Below are 18,921 nucleotides of genomic sequence, written 5' to 3'. Positions count from 1 at the left end.
AAAAATATTTCTGAATTCATGTCCCTTTATGCCATGCCAAATTGATTTAGGGGCATAACAAACAATAAAATTAAATACTATGCAAGAATTTATGTTATTGGTTCGTACAGAGGACGACCACTTGGCTGATATGTCACCCAAGGAACAACAAGACCATGTAACCCAAATTGGTAACTACATAGGTAAGCTCATGCAGGATGGGAAGTTGAAAGGCGCCCAACCGCTTGACATGGCTGGCAAAATGATTTATGGTGATAAGGGAGTCTTCAAGGATGGACCTTACAGCGAAAGCAAAGAAGTGATAGTAGGCTACTTTCATATACTGGCCAATGATCTTGACGAAGCCATTGATATTGCCAAAGCAAACCCACTCTTTGAAGCTGCGAAAGCCAGTGTGGAGGTACGTCCAATTAAAGTCATGGAAGGAATAAACTGATAGGAAATGGATAACAACGTAGAATATAACGGACAATGTGCCTTCGCAGTGAGCACAGGAAAAACGGATGTAAAGGGAACAAGTCATTTTGCTACCATCGATGGAAAAACCTATTCGTTTTCAAATCCTGTCGCTAAAATCTTATTCAAAATACTACCCAATCGCATTAAAAAGGCAGATAAGGTTTGGGCTAAAAACAATTGATAAAATGAAGAATAAAGGAGTTAAAATAATAGCGATTGTGCTCTCAGCTATTTTGATCATTGTATTTGTTGGTGCTAAAATTAAAAGAGTAAACCCGCTGGCTTGGGGACACGAGGCTGTCAATACGCCGATGTTCTCCGACGAGGCTATTAACGGCTATGATCCGGTGGCGTACTTTACGGAAGGTAGTGCGGAAAAAGGTGAAGCGAATTTTACTTTTTTGTGGAAAGACGCCACATGGTATTTTTCTTCACAAACAAACTTGGATCTATTCAAAGCTAATCCCGAAAAATATGCGCCTCAGTTTGGTGGCTACTGTGCTTTTGCGGCCAGCAAAGGATTTACCGCAAATACGGATCCCACCACTTTCAAGGTAGTGGATGGGAAGCTTTATTTGTGTGCAGAGCAAAAGTTTCTTGACGAATGGATAGCTGGAGGAGAGGAGAGCAGAAGACTGTCAGAAGAGAACTGGAAGTGATTTTTGATTCAATCTAAAAACTAATCTTCTTCACGTCTATTTTGATATGCTAATGTCTCCCATTGTCATCAGTGAGGACAGCAGCCAATCACCGGATTGATGCAATGTCACCAAGACATGTACCAGGCTTCATGAATACGTAAGTTTGCAAGCAATTTCGAGTTTGCATGACATTAGTTAAATTTGAAAAAGGTGTTGTACATGCAAGGCAATGGAGAGGCAATCCACGATCCTTATGACATTTCTGATGCCGGATTAGCTCTTATGTTTTGAAGATTAAGGTAAAGAATATTGAATTCCTTGTAAACGAAAAGTTCAATCAACTTTTTTGGAACTACGTATCTTCCGGGAAATGGGAACCGCATACGTTCGAAATTATTGATAATTTTGTTTCTGAAAACAGCAGTGTAATTGACATTGGTAGTTGGATTGGTCCAATAAGTTTATTTATGGCTGGAAAGGGGGCTCAGGTCTATTCAGTTGAGCCAGATCCTGTTGCCTATCAGGAGTTAATATCAAACCTAAAATTAAATCCTGCACTAGATCAGCGGATACAATCATTCAACTTTGCCATAGCACCAGAAGACAAAGAAATAAAGCTATATGCAAGAAAATCTCATGGCGATTCTTCATCGAGCATATTGAATAGGATTGAAGACACCAACGATCACATTTATGTGAAAGGAGTGAGTTTTAGCCATTTTTTGAAGATGTCTAAACTGACGCAAGTTGATTTCATCAAAATGGACATCGAAGGAGGAGAATTCGAAGTACTACCTGCTATCGCACCTATGCTAGAAAAACTGGGTATGCCAACCGTTTTTGTATCCTTTCACTATTCATATTTGAATGAATTTCTTTACAAGAAGAAAATTCGTTTAAGATTCCTTTCGCGCTTACTAATGAAAGCAGAGAAAATTTTGAATTATAGCCTTTTCAAAACAAAAATAGCTGCAATGATAAAAAGTGCTATTAGTTTTTCAGAAAAGTACAAATACTTATATACAGAATCCGGGGAGGAAATTAAGTCGGCAAACTTGAGTCCCAGTATAATGGTAAAGAGTCAAATAAATTTGGTGTTGTCTAACAAAAAATGGGTTAATAAAAATGCCAATAAAGAATTAGATTAGAACATGGAGCAAAAAATCAATAGGAAAAAAGTGCTGGTTCTTGGTGGCAGCGGTTTTATTGGCTCAGCAATAGTCAATTTATTGATTTCTCATTCGAATAAATATGACGTCTGGGTGTTGGTCCACAGGAGCTATAACGTACAAGCGTTAGAATCGGTAAAGGTTATCCGGGGTTCTCTGGAAAGCCTTGATCTCAGTTGGTTAGATATTATTCAACCAGATCTGATTCTGCATATGGCCAGGATAAACGGAAGCGGGACCAGGGGTAGGCGTAGGGCTGCTCGCAGAGGGAGAAAAGCGAACCTTAGGTTGATTGACCGTATCAAGTTGTCTTGTCCGGAAGTTCATGTGATATATGTAAGCGGTACATTGGTATATGGGGATCATGGAGAAAAGACTGTGGACGAGGAATGCGCATTGAATCCAATTTCTTACGCTCGGGAGTATATTCATGCAGAAACACCTTGGATGGAAGCTTTGGATGCGGGGGAAATGAAGGTGTCTATGATGCACCCACCATGGATATTAGGGCTACAATCTTGGTTTGGTGAGTTCTTTATAAAATTTATGAAAAGGCACAATCAAATTCCGTTGTTTGGAAATGGGAACAATTGGATGAGTATCATAGACCTTGCTGATTGCGCAGGCCTCATTTTACGTTACATAGAATCTGAAAAGACCAATGATATATTCAATGTATTCAATCCAAATGGGCTGATCAAGATGAGAGATTTTGTCAAACTTATTCAAGAAGAAACCGGATTAGAAATTAAGAAGGTTCCAGTGGAAATGATCACCTCAACATTTGATAGAGCAACTGCGGAGGCATTTACCTTTTCGCTAAAATCTACCTCTTTACATGACGAGCTCATCACTACCTACACTTATAAGCATCTCAACCCAAAAAATATTATAGAAAATAATCTTAGCTTCTCATCATTGTGAAACTTCTGATTCTTTCAACTAGATATCCAAGTCCAAAGCATCCTATGAATGGAAACTTTAAAAGTGAATTTGGGTTGGAACTTAAGAAAAATGGAATTGATTTAGAAATACTGGTACCTCTGTCGATTTGGGAAGTGCTAATCAGTGGTTTTAAAATGGGCCGAGATGAAAGGTATGATGGTATTACTACCTTTCATCCCTGGTTCTTAAAAGTCCCTTTTGGTTCCAGTTATTTGTCTGGATTCCAGCGATTTTTGTTTAGAGTATCCATCAAAAAACATCTGTTAAATTATAAGAGTTCGGGAGGGCGATTGATTCATTCACACTCCATTTCTTTGGCTGGTGCAGCGGCAAATTATTTCAAAAAGTTAGGTTTCATATCAGTAGTTACACTTCATGATCATGAAATACACGACATCAAATACCGCCCAAAGAGTTATCTGAAATTTCTCGAAAAGCAAATCAACAGATCAGATCAATTGATATGCGTGTCTCTGAATCAACTGGCCAATATCAAGGCGTGCATGAATATAAATGTAGCAAACGAGGTTGTTCCTTATGGAATCAAGAAACAAGAAGTGGCCAAAAAACTACCGGCTCAATTTACTATTTGTACCGTATGTAGATTGGTGAAAAACAAAGGAGTAGATTTATTGATAAGAGCAGTTACTATTATAAACAATCGACAAATAGAGCAAATCAAATTGATCATAGTGGGTGCAGGAAATTATGAAATGAATCTACAAAAGTTAGTCACTGAACTAGACCAGAATTCCAACATAGTTTTTTATGGGCAACGGTCGAATGAAGAGATTCCTGGCATCATAGCTAATACGCATCTCTTTGTGCTGCCCAGCTTTGAAGAAGCTTTAGGTCTTGTTTATTTTGAAGCCATGTCGGTGAGGACGCCAATAGTTGGTATAATGGGTCAAGGTATTGCAGACTACGTTGATCATGGCAAAGATGGCTACTTGATACCTCCTCAAGACATGGATGCATTGGTAACTGTAATAGAAACTCTTAGAGAAAGCCCCAAAAATCTCAAAGGAGTGGGTGAAAAAGGCTTTCAGGTATTTGAAGAATCAAATGTGGAGTGGTCAAAGAATGTCAAAAAGCATCTTGAAATCTATGGACGTCTCTTGAAAGTATAGAGAAAATACTCTCCAAATTGCCATAAAAATGTTCTATTAATCCATTGGTCGGTTTTCCAAAGCAGTTCTGATAAACGACTACCAAATCTTGTCAACCAACTAGTTCGATACCAAGCCGGATATAGAATTGAAAATCCCTTGCTTCTTTCGATATCAAATCCCTGAGAAAAAATTTTCTTTACTTCTCCTGGGCTTAGACATTTACTGTCAAGTTGTTTGGTGTCAGAGTAACCTCCCCAAATTTTCTTAAACCTGCGAAATGCTTTGCTCGGACTTAACTTGAGCAGGCCCACCATTACTTCTAAGGCGTACCATTTATTGACGAAAGTCAGAACCAAACGGCCATTTTCATTTAGGTGAAAATGTAACGCTTTGGCTACAGCGTTGAGGTTATCTACAGTATTCAGCGCACCAAAAAAAACATATATCAAGTCGTATTTTTGTTCTGGAAACAAAACATCAAGATCTTCGATCACTCCAGTTTTAACAACAGCGTTTTGTGCTTTTCCGGTAGTTAATTTTGCTTGGGTAAGCCTCACCATTTCGCTAGATACATCAATTCCGGTAATACTGCATTCGGGATAGTTGGTCGCAAAATGAACAAGGTCTAGTCCCGTACCACACCCTACTTCAAGAATATTCTTGAATGGCAAGCGATAGACTTCTTCCCTGAATTGCTGTCTTATTTTTTGTAGTATCGGATTTTCCCAATAGCGTTTATCAAAAGAAGCAGAATCTTCGTTGTAGTACGCATTGACGCTCTCATAATAGGCTCTCATGTAATTCTTATCATAATACAATTCCCAAAATACATCTAAAATATAAATCAGTACATAGGCCTATCGTTTACAATCAAAAAAAAGATCATGTTGATAAGCGCCACTAACCAGAGCCCTTTTCATCTGTGAGCAAAGTATATTTTCTAAAAAGTTGCTTCATCTTAAAGTCCTCTATTTGGGAATCTGGCGAAAAGACAAAGGAATGTTCAGCAGGAAAAAGCTCTTCCATTAATGCTTCCGAATAGTAATCCTTAAAATTGTCTTTAAACAATTCTCCAAATTTTTTTTTGATAGCCTCCTGATATCCACCGCGCTCATTTGAAATTCGCAGAAAATTAAATCGTTGATTCGGATCGAAAGTTGTTTTCAAATCTCCTATTCCGATCAGATCAAATCTCTTTAAGCTTCTCATAAGACCAAATAAGATAAAAAACAGGTAGTTGACAGAGAATAAAATCGAGGAAGAGAAAGATTTATTAAAGACAGATGCGCTGATGCTTTCTTTGCTCTCTTTATTATAGTATTTATCAACCCACTGATTACAACAGATTAGTTTACTAAAGACCCCTTTGTCAATTATTGGTCTTAAATTAATAAGCTCTGTGGCTGTATAAAAATTCTTGTTATATATCTCCAAAAAGGAATCCTCCGTGACATAATTCAAACAGTAAAAATGATTGCCTTGAAAAAGTCTAACGATATTCGTGAAAATCCTTTCTACCAATATAAAGCACCATAAAGTGTTTTTAGAAGTCACTACAAAAAGATCTAAATCAACATGCTTCTCATCGAAATCATATGTAGGATTTTCGGCGGCTATTGAACCTGATATTCCGACAAATTTGATGAATGGCATCTTTGAGAGTAGCGTCAAGCCTTTTTGGCCTTTTGCGGTAATTTTTTCAGCTAGTTCAGATTTTCTTTTTTGATTTAGAATAACTTCTTCATTTCCTTTGCGGGCCAGAAAGCCTTTTGCCTCAATCATTAGCCCTTCATTTTTGAGTTCAGCAAGGGCAGTGTCAAACATCTGATGGTTCTCTCGCCCAACACCCAGCCATGTTTTTAATGCCTCTATTGATACAGGAGCATTAAAAACATCTCTGTAGCATACATGAACAACGATCAATTCTTTAATAGACATCTTCATTGATATAGAGTAGACTAGTTAAATAACCTTGCTAGGGTCGAAATGGTTCTAAAATTTATTGCACAATTTTGGCTATTACCGGACTTTTTTAGCAAATAAATAGTGTAAGCAAATCCTGAATCCAAAAGAGTCAAATTAGAAGTAGTGAATAGAACTTTGTTCGAACTGGGTAAGAAGTTTTTAGATGAATGACAATAACGAAGAAGAGGTAAGATAGTCCGGAAGAAGAAAAAATAGCATCTGATAAGCTTAAAAACTGATCCTCTTCACATCTATTTTGATATCTGAATGTCGCCCTTTGTCATCAGCACAGGAGATTTTGATTTCTCCCTCTTTTGGTGTGAAGTAGATGTTTTCGTTGGCTGAGGCCGATTCATGAAATCGATCATTGATATACCAGAAAACGCGATCTACATTATTGGCGGCCTGGCAGCTAAGCATGATTTGGAGGGAGTCGGTTTTGTCTACCAGATATTCCAATCTGTTCACTGGTGAAGTAATCTTTGGGGCTCCTTCCACAAACACTCGCTCGCAGGTCTCATCGTGTGACGGGATTTTCACATAGTTGATCTTTTCGGTCTCAAAGTAGTCCAGCAAATCAGCCGCATAATTTGGATAAAGTGCTTTCACATATCCGTTCTCGGGAAGACAGGTCTGACAGTATGATTTCGAAGAATCAGCAGATACGTAAATGAATTTCGAATGCAGACAATTTCGATAATCTGACACACCAGGGATATAATAGTCAATGATCTCTTGATTACAAAAGTCTGATTGAGTCAGGCCCGATTCGCTGCAAACATACCTGAAATTGACTCCCTTTGGCATGGCAAACCAATCCTTTGAAGACTCCTGGTCGACCGCATTAAAAATTTTAAATAACAAGGGTGCTGCCACGCCAGCTCCAGTCAACTCTTGCACACCGTGACCTGAAAAATTGCCCACCCAAACGCCGACAGTATATTTTTTGTTGAAGCCGATACTCCACGCGTCCCTTCTTCCGTACGAAGTGCCGGTTTTCCATGCAACTTTGGGTAAATTCTGAGCTTCTTGCCAATGGGCTGGAAGGTCAGGCCGTACCACACTGGTCAGTACTTCGGCAATCATATAGTTTGCCTCTTTGGTCAGAATATTTTGTGTGAAACTGGCCGTGTCAGTCTTTAGAAAATTTAGTTTACCTTTTTTTCCACCATTGGCGAAAGCCGAATAGAGTACAGTCAGTTCTTCCAATGAAACTCCGCAACCGCCCAAGACTGTTGACAACCCCAGGTGACCCTTGTCTTTTTCGATTTGAGCAAATCCGGCCTTTGATAGCTCCTGAATGAATACATAGGGTTGAATTTGATCTAAAACCTTAACCGCAGGAATGTTGAGAGAATGCGCCAGTGCATATTCGATGGTCACTTGTCCATTAAATTTTTCTTCATAGTTCTGCGGCTGATAACCACGGAAATTGACCGGAACGTCTGCGATTTTAGTCTTCGGTGTAATGAGTCCCTGATCAATGGCCAGACCGTACAAAAAGGGCTTCAAAGTACTACCTGGTGAGCGAATGGCTCGAATACCATCTACCTGGCCGGCATCTTCCGGGTTGTGGTAATCTGCCGATCCCACATAGGCTTTGACCTGGAGCGTGGCATTATCAACGACAAGCGCTACCGCATTTTTGATCTGCCGGTGGTAGATCTGCCGAATGTATTGCTGAAGTACAGCCTGAGTTTTAGTCTGGATATTCATATCCACCGACGATCGGATCAATTTCTGAGAGGGAAACTGATTCTTTAGCCGCAAAGAAAGATGAGGCGCTTTTTGAGGAGAACCGGTTCGCATGGCACTAAGTGGCTCGTTGATGGCGTCATTTATGGCCTCTTCATTAAACAAACCAGCAACTCTAAACCGCTCCAGCCACTTGTTGCGCTCTTGCTGAACAAAGCCGTTGTACCTACCTAAGCGCAGTGAATTTGGTCGGTTCGGTATGATAGCCAACGTGGTTGTTTCGGCTAAGCTCAAATGATCGGGCATTTTATTGAAGTAAAGGACTGCAGCTGACTTTACCCCTTCTATATTACCTCCGTATGGCACCAGATTCAGATACAGCTGAAAAATCTCATCTTTTGAAAATTGCCACTCCAGCTGCAAGGCCCGAAACATCTCTACCACCTTGTTGCCATAGGTTCTCTCTTTAGGTGCCAGCATTCGGGCGACCTGCATGGTAATGGTAGAGGCGCCGGACGTTCTTCGACCGGTAAACACATTGTAAATCAGTGCTCTGAAAATAGAAATAGGATTGATACCCGGGTGGTAATAAAAAAACCGGTCTTCTTTGAAAAGGATAGCCTGTTTGAGCGTAGGCGTGATTTCTTCCAGAGTAGTATACATTCGCCACTTGTCGTCAGCAGTCAGATAGGAATGCATAAATTCATCTTTCTGCGAAAGAATGATTGGCGAATATTCTTTATCTATTCTTAGTGGAAATAAAGTGTTCAGGACAAAAAATGCAACGAACGGCAGACTGATTAGTGTAATGAGTTTGTAGCGGTTTCTCAATAAATGATTTAATATTACCTTTATCAGTTCCAATGTTTATCTCTAGCGACTTCTATTAACTAATTCCCAACTACATGAACTTCAAACCTACGCAATATTTGGCTTGTGCCTTTCTCTTTTTTGGTCTATTTGGATGTGGGTCCGATGGAAAGGTTCAATTGATCGATACCAATTTTAAAGAAGAGGTGAGTCTCGAACAAAACCTGAATTTTGTATTCAATAAACCACTGGTAGGCGATACCATTCTTAATTTTTGGGACACTACCAGATACATCACTTTTGAGCCGGAAATCTCTGGCCGATTCAAATGGTCTTCAGAAAGTGTGCTGATCTTCTCTCCGAGCAAGGCCTTCAATCCGGCTACAAAGTATTTAGCCACATTTGCCAATAAGCTAACAGGTCCAAGTGGGTTGAAACTTTCCGGGGACAAGTCTGTTACTTTTTCTACTCCTACCCTTGAATTGGAATTGGTGAACCCTTATTGGAAGGAGACACAAAATGGAGCTACAAACGCGCACCTGGACTTTAGTTTCAATGTGCCAATGGATGGCAGAGACATCGTCAAGCAGCTGAAAGTCCTGATAGATGACAAAGAAACGAAGTATGAATACATAGAAACCTCAAATGAAAAAGTACTAAGTGTTTTCTTGTCGCAAATCACCTTGGAGGACAATGATTTCGATATTCAGGTTCAACTTGAAAAAGGACTTGTGGCCAAAGGTGGAAATTTGGGAAGTAAGGAAGCTTATGATAGAAGTATTACCCTCAAATCACCTTTTTCTGTCAATATCGAGGATGTGGTCTCTGAGCACAACGGAGTGGAAGGCACAATCTCTGTGGAGATTTCACAGGAAGCCGCCAACGATGCCAAGAAGTTCGTTTCAATCAGCCCCAAGGTAGATTACGATTTAGAGTTTACCGAATCAGGTCTGAAAATCAAAAGTCAGGATTTTGATCTGAGCAAAAAATATAGTCTGACGCTCAAGGAAGGACTGAAAGGCAAGTTTGGAGGAGCACTAAAAACTTCCTACCAAAAAGACATCTCTTTCGGAAAACTCCGACCTGAGATCAGTTTTGTAAGCAGTGCCATGTACCTGAGCAAGAAAGGCGCTCAAAACCTTGCGGTGAAGATCATCAGCGTGGAGAAAGTGAGAATTAGTATCACAAAGCTCTACGAGAACAATGTGCTGGCCTTTATGCGAGACCAGCAATACGACTACGAAACCGATGAGTATGGTTACAATTTCTACAACCTAAATATGATGGGAGATGTGATCTATGAGCAAGAAGTGCTCACCAAAACGCTTCCTAAAAATAAGGGCTATCGGGTGCTCAATCTGGACATCGAGGATAAAATCAAAAATTACAATGGCATGTATGCGATCAAGGTCACTTCAGATGAAGAGTATTGGTTGCGTGATCAAAAATTACTGACCATCTCAGATCTTGGACTCGTGGCTAAGGAAGGTAAAAACGACGTCTCTGTTTTCGTCAACTCGCTGAAGACCGCTCAGCCTCAAAATGGCGTGACACTAAAATTTATTGGCTACAACAACCAAGTATTGGGCGAGGCTACCACAGATACCAACGGCTTGGCCATATTCTCTAAAAAGGAAGATCTTCCCGGCAACTTCAATATCCAGTTGATTACCGCTCAGCTGGGAGACGACTACAACCTGCTGGCTTACGACAATTCCGGAGTGAACACCTCAAAGTTCGAAGTGGGAGGTAAATATCCAAATAGTTCAGGATACGATGTGTTCTTGTACGGTGATCGTGATATCTATCGTCCGGGTGAAACCATCAATGTTTCAGGCGTAATTCGTGATGACAGCTGGCGTAAACCTGAGCAAATTCCAGTGAAAATCGTCTTTCAGACACCTGATGGTCGAGATTACAAAACAGCACGCAAAACACTTAATGAGCACGGGGCTTTTGAAGTCTCTCATGCCTTATCGCCTTCTGCTCAGACCGGTTCGCATACCGTTCGAGTATACACCGCCAACGATGTCTATCTGAGTTCCAGAAACATACGGGTAGAAGAGTTTATGCCTGATCGAATCAAGGTGGATGTAGCCATCGACAACACTGATATCGATATTGATGAAACCGCCCAAATTGACATCACAGCTACCAATTATTTTGGCCCACCAGCCGCTAACAGAAACTATGAGGTAAGCATTTCGGCCAGAAAGAAATACTTCTATGCCAGGGATTTTAGTGACTATAATTTTGCGGTAGAAGGAAGCAACGAATACTTCCGTACGGTGGACACCTCAGGTAAAACCGATGACAATGGAAAGGCGAGCTATCAATACCAGTTGGCTTCAGAATATGCCAACATGGGTATGGTGAATGCGGATGTATTTGTAACCGTATTTGATGAAACAGGCAGACCAGTCAATAGCAAACGAACCATCAATGTATCCACGCAGAATGTTTATTATGGAATTGCCAAGGACCGATACTACGCCGCTACGAACAGCGAAATGAAGTTTGCCCTGGTAGCCCTTAATAAAGGAAAAAAGGTGCTTTCCAATGTCAAAACCAGGTTGAGATTGATCAAGCACGAATATCGCACCGTACTATCACGCTCCGGTGGCTATTTCAGGTACAATTCTGAAAGAGTGGAAAAAGTGATAGAAGACAAGGAAATCACCATTACCGGCAAGGATCAGTTTTATAGCTATATCCCTGAAGTCTCTGGCAGATATGAAGTCAGGCTCTCCAAACCGGGTGTCCGTAACTACGTGAGCACCGATTTTTATGCCTATGGATGGGGAGGCACTTCAAACAGTTCCTTTGAAGTGAACAGCGAGGGACAGATCGATATTCAGCTCGACAAGGATCAATACCAACCCGGCGATCAGGCCAATGTCATTTTGAAATCTCCTTTCTCAGGAAAAATACTGGTAACAGTCGAAACAGATAAAATCCTAAAGCATTTCTATGTGGAGACAGACAAGCGGGCAAGTTCCTTCACCCTGGATATCGATGAGAGCTTTGTGCCTAATGTCTACATCACTGCTACGCTATTCAAACCTCATGCACAGTCAGATCTACCGCTGACCATCGCTCATGGGGTAGCACCTGTGATGGTAGACAACCCGAATAACAAACTTCCGCTGGAAATTTCAGCAGCGGAAAAATCAAGATCGAATACCAGTCAGACCATTACTATAAAGTCTACGCCAAACAGTGCGGTCTCTGTGGCCGTGGTAGACGAAGGGATATTGGCTTTGACCGGCTATAAAACACCAGATCCGTATGCCTACTTCTATCGCAGGCGTGCCTTGGGAGTGAACTCTTATGACATCTATCCTTTGCTATTTCCAGAGATTGAAATTGTGAATGGTAGAATAGGTGGTGATGGGTCCCTGGCCAGTGAAATGGACAAACGGGTCAATCCGATGAACAACAATCGGGTAAAACTGGTGTCGTTTTGGAGCGGTCTGTTGGAAACGGACAGCGATGGCGAGGTTACTTATGAAATTGATATTCCGCAGTTCTCAGGTAGTCTTCGCGTGATGGCCTTGGCGCACAAGGACCATACGTTTGCCTCAGCCGCGCAGGGCATGCAAGTGGCCGATCCGATAGTAATCAGCACGGCCTTACCAAGATTCCTTAGCCCTGGAGATACCGCACTCGTACCGGTGAATATCTCTAATACCACAGACAAAAAAACAACAGCACAAACTTCGATAGCCGTCTCGGGTGAAGTAGAAATCGTGGGTTCTTCCTCGCAGAGCGCTGACGTGCAACCCAACGCTGAAAATGTAGTGACCTATAAGATTGTGGCTAAGAAAGCGATCGGGCAAGCCAATGTTACAGTAGATGTAAAGGCTTTGGGTGAAGATTTCAACAACCGCACAGATCTGAGCGTCAGGCCATCGGCTCCGCTTCAAAAAGTATCCGGCTCCGCCATGATCAAAGGGGGTAATACAGAAAACATCACCTTGGGCGCAGGCACCTTTATAGAATCCAGTGTCAATAGAAAATTAGTAGTCAGCAGTTCTCCCCTTATCACGATGAGCAAGGATTTAGATTATTTGGTGAGGTACCCTTATGGATGCGTAGAGCAGACCGTTTCCGCGGCCTTTCCGCAGTTGTATTATCAGGATTTGATCAAAGAACTCTTTGGCTCGGAAGACCAACTCAAAAACCCACAGCGAAACGTGATGGCCGCCATTCAAAAATTGCAGGGCATGCAATTGTATCATGGCGGATTGACCTACTGGCCGGGTGGTGGCTACGAAAGCTGGTGGGGATCGGTCTATGCAGCACATTTCTTATACGAGGCGCAAAAGGCCGGATTTGAAGTAGATAAAAAGATGCTGGACAAACTGCTGGACTACCTGGTGACCAGACTGAAGAAACGTGAGACGACCTATTATTACTACAACGATACCCGGCGTACCATTGCCAACAAAGAAATAGCCTACTCGCTGTATGTGTTGGCTATGGCAGGGAAGCCGCAGCGCGCCACGATGAACTACTACAAAAACAGCCAAAGAGACCTGGCGTTGGATAGTAGATATCTGTTGGCAGCTTCGTATGCACTGATTGGAGACGACAACAGCTTCAGAAAACTCTTGCCTCCCGAGTTTGCCGGAGAAAGGTCTAAAACCATGCATGGCGGTAGTTTCTATTCTTACATCCGGGATCAGGCCATTGCGCTCAATGTCTTGCTCGATGTGGATGCTGACAATCCGCAGGTAGCTACGATGATCAAGCACCTGGCTGATCAAATGAAAAAACGCAGATACCTGAGTACACAGGAGCGTGTGTTTGGATTTCTTGCCTTAGGAAAAGTAGCCAGAAACAATGCAAACTCTAACGTAACGGCTGAAATAAAAGTAGGTGGTAGCAAAGTGGCTGACTTCAGCAAAAAAACCTTGAAACTGACCAGCGAACAGCTCAAAGGAGGCGCGGTCACTATCACTACCGCAGGCCAGGGTGATCTGTACTACTTCTGGGAGACGGAAGGTATTTCGTCTGATGGCAGCTACAAGGAGGAAGATTCCTTTATCAAAGTGAGAAAGTCATTCTATGATCGAAGAGGTAATTTGATCACTTCCGGTAAGTTCTCGCAAAACGATCTCATCGTGGTGAAACTCAACATCCGCTCCAAAAACGGAGAGCGCGTAGAGAATGTCGCCATGACGGACATGCTACCGGCAGGGTTTGAAATTGAAAACTCTCGCATTTCCGACGTGCCAACCATTACCTGGACGAACGACGCGATGTACCCGGACTATCTAGATGTACGAGACGACCGCATTTCTTTCTTCATCAACCTTAGAGGATCAACTGACGATGACTATTACTATATGGTTCGTGCCGTGTCCAAAGGCACCTTCCAGATGGGCCCGGTCGGCGCTGATGCGATGTACGATGGCGAGTATCATTCTTATAGTGGAGGTGGAGTGATCTTGGTGGAGTAGGGACATCCTCCGTACTAGCGGAGAATGGTTTTCAATGAGAGTTATATTCGATAATTTTATTTTCGCAATAAAAAAAATGGAACAATTTAAAATATGTAAGACTTGTACTAAGCGTCAGCTTAATCTTCAAACTGGATTATACTGTGGACTGACAAATGAGAAGCCAAATTTTATAGGTAGTTGTAAAGATTACACTCCTGATGAGGCGATCATTGAAATTCAAGAATTCAAGGCCAGTCCAAAGAAAAATTCTAATTTGATCCTTTTATATAAGGAGATGCCTGTTTTTACTAAAATATACTCAATTGTCATTTTTACTATTCCATTGTTTGTTTTGGCCTATTGGATGGTTTTTACATTTGATCTGTTCAATAATAGAAACATAGAGATGCTACTGGGAATATCGGTAATTGGATCCTTCCCATTGGCAATAATAATCATAGCATTTAAGGATCTGATTAATAATAATTACGAGCACATTAATTTAATTCGAAAAGGATTTGGCTTATTAATCGTTAGCGGAATAATCAATTTACTTTTGATAATTATTTTTATTGCCACAAAGGAAATGGATAAAGAAAATTTTCACTCTTTGCATAATACTGAATTGATACTGTCATTAATGCTTCTGCTTGCTTTTCAATTCTCTATTGTTTTAATATTCCCTATATCAATTAACAGAATTGTTAGATTGATAAGATCAGTTCGAGAAGTTCACTAATCGTACAAAAAAAGTTGGATTTCTCTGAGAGGATCAACAGAGGATGATTACTACTACATGGTTCGTGCCGTATCTAAGGGGACCTTCCAGATGGGCCCGGTCGGCGCCGATGCGATGTACGACGGTGAATATCACTCGTATAGTGGAGGTGGAGTGATCGTGGTGGAGTAGGAAGAGAGTAAATATAAAATTTGTGATTTAATTGTTAACATCATATAGATAATGAAGAGTAAAATTTTAATTCTATTGCTTCTTACTTCAAGAAATATATTTTCTCAAGATCAGCAAACGATAGAATATCTAGATAATAAGATTGCCGATCACTTTGACAATTATACACCAGAACTATATCGCTATGGCGGTTTGACCTTTTATGGTGAAACTGCAACCACATTTTCATCACAACAAGTTGATGAAGAATTAGAGTTGTTCAACCTGTTAAAGGAGTCACCTTTGCTTGACGCACCTTCCAAGAGAGTATTTGCCCTAAGTCACAACCTATTAATTCATTCTCCAAAACAGGGACGGGAATTATTGTCACTTCTAAACAGGCCAACAGAAAACACTGAAATAATTAGCCAACTCTTTTTGGAGGCTTTATTTGCTGGGCCCTATGGAGAAGAGGTAGCTCTAGATAATTTAGAATCAAGTAATCAAAGCTGGAGTGAATATTGGGCAGGTTATTTAAATAGGAATGCGATTTATGATACTTCTATTTCACGAATTATGAGCGCCATTCAAAGTAGTAAAAATGTTGAATTTCAATTGAACCTTTTGTCATCTTTAATGTACATTGGAAGCCCTCAATCCGTTGATTTTGTTAAACAAATAATTGATACAACAAAAAATGATCTTGTACAGGCTAGGGTCATTTTTGTTTATGCCGAACTCACGGGTTACCAAGGAATTCAGGTATTAGAACAAGTTAAAACTGTTGGAGAAAACTCAAAATCTGAAAAAGAAAGTAGTCTGAAATGGTTGAAAGAAGAAACAAACCAAGAGAATATTTTTGGAACAGAGGTGTCCAATGATTCGGATTTTGCTATGCGATTTGGAGACATTAACTCGCCTTCAATGATGTGGCTTGAAAATAATGGTTTTTTAAAAACCAAAATGCTTAATAATCCTAAACCTCTGAGCAAAGAAGAAAAGAATAAAATTCTTGATCTTCTTATTGAATCCAAGTGTTTTGGCCTTGAAGCAATAAAAGGAGCACTTTTCCTGAGCATCAAACAGGAAGACATGGACAAGCTATTAGAACTTAGAAGGCTTAGTTTTTACTCGCCAAATGGATATACAACAGGTAGGGCAAAAACCCTGGGTATCTTTATAAGGTCCTTGAAAAAAGAATGACAGCCGCTCTAGCCCGGCAGTTACTTCCGAGAGTGCTCTTCCTTTTTTTTCATAAAACCCCCTGGCTAACCCATCAATGGTGGCATGGTCTCCCAAATCAATTTTCTCAGCATAAGCGTTCATCGTCTGAAAGTACCACCGCGTTTGAGTGCAACGGAAACAAGTGTGTATCCCTTAGAAATAGCAGAAATTTTTATATTTGAAAATGTCTGAGAAATACAAATTCAGAGATCAAGATGAAAAATAGACTGAATATCAAGATAGCAAACGATGATGATTTCAACTCGATTTATAATTTCGTGAATGAGCTTGAACAAACTGTTTTCAATGTTGAAGATCTAAAGAGAGCGTTTGAAAGCAACGTAAATAATCCTGATCATATCTATCTGATTGCAGAAATGAACGATGAGTCTGTTGGTTATTTAAGTTGCCATTCTCAACTATTGCTGCATCATGGAGGACAGAAAATAGCAGAAATTCAAGAAATGTACGTAAATCCGGAAAGCAGAAAAAATGGAATTGGGAAAGGGCTTGTTGACGAACTCAAGCGGATAGCAAAGCTAAAAGAGATTGAGCAACTAGAGGTAACATCAAATAATAAACGAGGTGATACGCATCGGTTTTATGAGCGAGAGAAATTTGTTCAGTCTCACAAAAAATTTACTTATCGGATAGGATAAAAAATCAAGAGAATCTTCATTTGCCCAATCATTTATCCTCGAGCAACCATTGATATTATTCCTTCATTAGTAAATGAACGATAACCTAAAGTTGCTATGAAACTAATCTTAGTGGGAATATTGACGGTACTGTCCATACAACTGTCAGCGCAAAAAAAGACAGCATTCAATCCGGATGAAAAATTCCCGGCAGATAGTATCAGAGCCTGGACCAGAGAGATCATGAAGGAGGTCAGCATAGGCCAACCCGGCTTTTATAGATATACCAGCAAACCGAGATTTGATTTTGTGATTGACTCTACCCTGCAGACGGTTACAGACTCTTTGACAACCATAGAATTCTATAGAAAACTCAAGCCATTATTTGCTCAAATTGGTTGTCTGCACACTTCTGTTGCACTCTCCGAAGAATACGATAATCACACCAAAAAAATATCAAAACTCATTCCAATCGAGGTATTTATTGATGAACGAAAACAAGTTTTTGTAACAAAAAACCACTCTAAGGACCCATTCATTCCACTTAAAAGCCAGGTGATATCGATAAATGGCAAGCCGATCGTAGAAATACTAAACACCCTGCTCAGAGCCATTCCTTCAGATGGTTACAACCAAACTCTTAAGACGCTTCTCTTAAATCACAGATTTGCATTTTGGTATCAACCCATGATTGAGCTCAATGACACTTTTACTATCAAAGTAAAAGTTGAAAATGAAATTAAGACTTATCACTTGAATGGAGTCGAGCCGGAGGTGTTTCCTTCATTTGAATCTTTAGAATCTTCGGACAAAGAACAGTTGGTGTTTGAAATAAAAGATGGAGTTGGTTTTCTTACTATTCGTTCTTTTGCCAAAACCGTAATTAAAAAGAATGGACAAAAGTTTAAAAAATTTATTGAAGAGACCTTTAAAGCACTCAGCGACCAGCAAATCCAAAATTTGGTCATAGATCTGAGGTACAATACAGGAGGAACAGACACGAACGCGGCATTGCTTGCGTCATATTTTTTTGACGAACCTTTTGACTACTGGGAAAAAATTGAGCTGACGCAGGAGATGGCCGAACAAATAAAGGGAATCTATCGGATCTTTTATTCCAAGCCTGAAAAGATTGATTCCTCCTATCATTGGAAAGGCTCACTTCTTACAAAAGAATTTAATCATTACAATATTGATCCAGCCAAAAACAATTACCACGGGAATACTTACCTAATCACCAATGGAATAAGCATGTCGTCCTGCAGCGATTTCGTGGCCATACTTTCTTATAATGGAAAGGCTAAAGTTGTAGGGCAGGAAAGCGGTGGAGGATATCAGGGAAATACGAGTGGGTTGATGCCTAATGAGGATATTTATGCAAATATGACGATGACCGTCCCACTGCTGAAATATACCAACGCTGTAGATATGAACAAAAATGTTGGAAGAGGCACCATTCCAGATTTCATCGTGACCCCAACGTTAGAGGATTGGATCGAAGGCAGAGATATTGAAATGGATTTTGTGAAAAAAATAATGGAAAATGAGTAGTAGTCACCTCCATGGCCAACCCATTAACGTTGGTTTTGTCTCCGCTTTGCTCTAACCTGCGCCAGCTCAGAACCCCTCCATCGTGTTCTTTTCCTCAATGCTGATTAAAATCAACGTTCCGTAAAGTTTTTTGAACCGGTTGAGAATCTGAATCGATACTCCGTGGAATTTTTGAATGTGTTAGGAATCTGAATCGATGCTCCGCAGAAGTTTTGAATGTGTTCGGAATCCGGTTCGATGCTCCGCAGAAATTTTGAATCGGTTCCGAATCCGAATTGATGCTCCGCAGAATTTTTGGGACAAATGTCCTCCCTTTCGCGGAAGTTACTTCCGGGTGGTGCTCTTCCTTTTTAGCTCCACACAAAATTGCATAACC

The 18,921-nt window shown here is 40.6% G+C and carries 14 protein-coding genes; 11 read left to right on the top strand and 3 right to left on the bottom strand.

Going from position 1 to position 18,921, the window contains the following annotated elements; translation table 11 throughout:
• Nucleotides 1–79 precede the first annotated feature (79 nt).
• The 6 genes from ABJD64_RS23120 to ABJD64_RS23095 all read left to right on the top strand — a co-directional run bounded on the left by ABJD64_RS23120 (nucleotide 80) and on the right by ABJD64_RS23095 (nucleotide 4,344).
• Entirely contained in the window at nucleotides 80–436 is a 357-nt protein-coding gene (locus ABJD64_RS23120) for a YciI family protein (protein ID WP_348181228.1), read from the top strand.
• 6 nt (nucleotides 437–442) lie between these two features.
• Nucleotides 443–640, top strand: coding sequence for a hypothetical protein (locus tag ABJD64_RS23115; RefSeq protein ID WP_348181227.1), 198 nt, complete (start codon nucleotides 443–445; stop codon nucleotides 638–640).
• 4 nt (nucleotides 641–644) lie between these two features.
• Nucleotides 645–1,118 carry a YHS domain-containing (seleno)protein gene (locus ABJD64_RS23110; RefSeq protein WP_348181226.1) on the top strand — a complete coding sequence of 158 codons (474 nt, stop codon included), beginning with the start codon at nucleotides 645–647 and terminating at the stop codon, nucleotides 1,116–1,118.
• A 269-nt stretch (nucleotides 1,119–1,387) separates the two neighbouring features.
• Entirely contained in the window at nucleotides 1,388–2,248 is an 861-nt protein-coding gene (locus ABJD64_RS23105; RefSeq protein WP_348181225.1) for an FkbM family methyltransferase, read from the top strand.
• A gap of 3 nt (nucleotides 2,249–2,251) precedes the next feature.
• Complete coding sequence (locus ABJD64_RS23100) at nucleotides 2,252–3,193, top strand: NAD(P)-dependent oxidoreductase (protein WP_348181224.1); 942 nt, start codon at nucleotides 2,252–2,254, stop codon at nucleotides 3,191–3,193.
• Between the two features lie 44 nt (nucleotides 3,194–3,237).
• Nucleotides 3,238–4,344: a glycosyltransferase family 4 protein gene (locus tag ABJD64_RS23095; protein ID WP_348181223.1), complete on the top strand. Its 1,107-nt coding sequence runs from the start codon at nucleotides 3,238–3,240 to the stop codon at nucleotides 4,342–4,344.
• Here the strand turns inward: ABJD64_RS23095 and ABJD64_RS23090 are convergent.
• The 3 genes from ABJD64_RS23090 to pbpC all read right to left on the bottom strand — a co-directional run bounded on the left by ABJD64_RS23090 (nucleotide 4,320) and on the right by pbpC (nucleotide 8,817).
• Nucleotides 4,320–5,123 carry a methyltransferase gene (locus ABJD64_RS23090; protein WP_348181222.1) on the bottom strand — a complete coding sequence of 268 codons (804 nt, stop codon included), beginning with the start codon at nucleotides 5,121–5,123 and terminating at the stop codon, nucleotides 4,320–4,322. The genes ABJD64_RS23095 and ABJD64_RS23090 overlap by 25 nt on opposite strands.
• A gap of 103 nt (nucleotides 5,124–5,226) precedes the next feature.
• Nucleotides 5,227–6,264, bottom strand: coding sequence for a hypothetical protein (locus ABJD64_RS23085; protein ID WP_348181221.1), 1,038 nt, complete (start codon nucleotides 6,262–6,264; stop codon nucleotides 5,227–5,229).
• 255 nt (nucleotides 6,265–6,519) lie between these two features.
• On the bottom strand, nucleotides 6,520–8,817 hold the full coding sequence (pbpC, locus tag ABJD64_RS23080; RefSeq protein WP_348181220.1) for a penicillin-binding protein 1C: 2,298 nt from the start codon (nucleotides 8,815–8,817) through the stop codon (nucleotides 6,520–6,522).
• A gap of 74 nt (nucleotides 8,818–8,891) precedes the next feature.
• Here pbpC and ABJD64_RS23075 point away from each other — a divergent pair, with 74 nt between their 5' ends.
• The 5 genes from ABJD64_RS23075 (at nucleotide 8,892) to ABJD64_RS23055 (ending at nucleotide 18,545) form a co-directional block, all read left to right on the top strand.
• A complete protein-coding gene (locus ABJD64_RS23075; RefSeq protein ID WP_348181219.1) occupies nucleotides 8,892–14,261 on the top strand; it encodes an MG2 domain-containing protein in 5,370 nt (1,789 codons plus the stop codon).
• A gap of 76 nt (nucleotides 14,262–14,337) precedes the next feature.
• The gene (locus tag ABJD64_RS23070; protein WP_348181218.1) at nucleotides 14,338–14,982 is read left to right on the top strand and encodes a hypothetical protein; all 645 of its coding nucleotides are present in this window, start codon (nucleotides 14,338–14,340) and stop codon (nucleotides 14,980–14,982) included.
• Between the two features lie 222 nt (nucleotides 14,983–15,204).
• Nucleotides 15,205–16,335, top strand: a complete 1,131-nt coding sequence (locus tag ABJD64_RS23065; protein WP_348181217.1) for a hypothetical protein — start codon at nucleotides 15,205–15,207, stop codon at nucleotides 16,333–16,335.
• A 236-nt stretch (nucleotides 16,336–16,571) separates the two neighbouring features.
• Nucleotides 16,572–17,015, top strand: a complete 444-nt coding sequence (locus ABJD64_RS23060; RefSeq protein WP_348181216.1) for a GNAT family N-acetyltransferase — start codon at nucleotides 16,572–16,574, stop codon at nucleotides 17,013–17,015.
• Between the two features lie 96 nt (nucleotides 17,016–17,111).
• Nucleotides 17,112–18,545, top strand: coding sequence for a S41 family peptidase (locus ABJD64_RS23055; protein WP_348181215.1), 1,434 nt, complete (start codon nucleotides 17,112–17,114; stop codon nucleotides 18,543–18,545).
• Nucleotides 18,546–18,921: the final 376 nt, after the last annotated feature.

Source organism: Reichenbachiella sp., from assembly GCF_039944555.1.
GTDB lineage: Bacteria > Bacteroidota > Bacteroidia > Cytophagales > Cyclobacteriaceae > Reichenbachiella.
The sequence above is the reverse complement of the archived record's forward strand: the minus strand, read 5'-3'. Positions and strand labels throughout refer to the sequence as shown.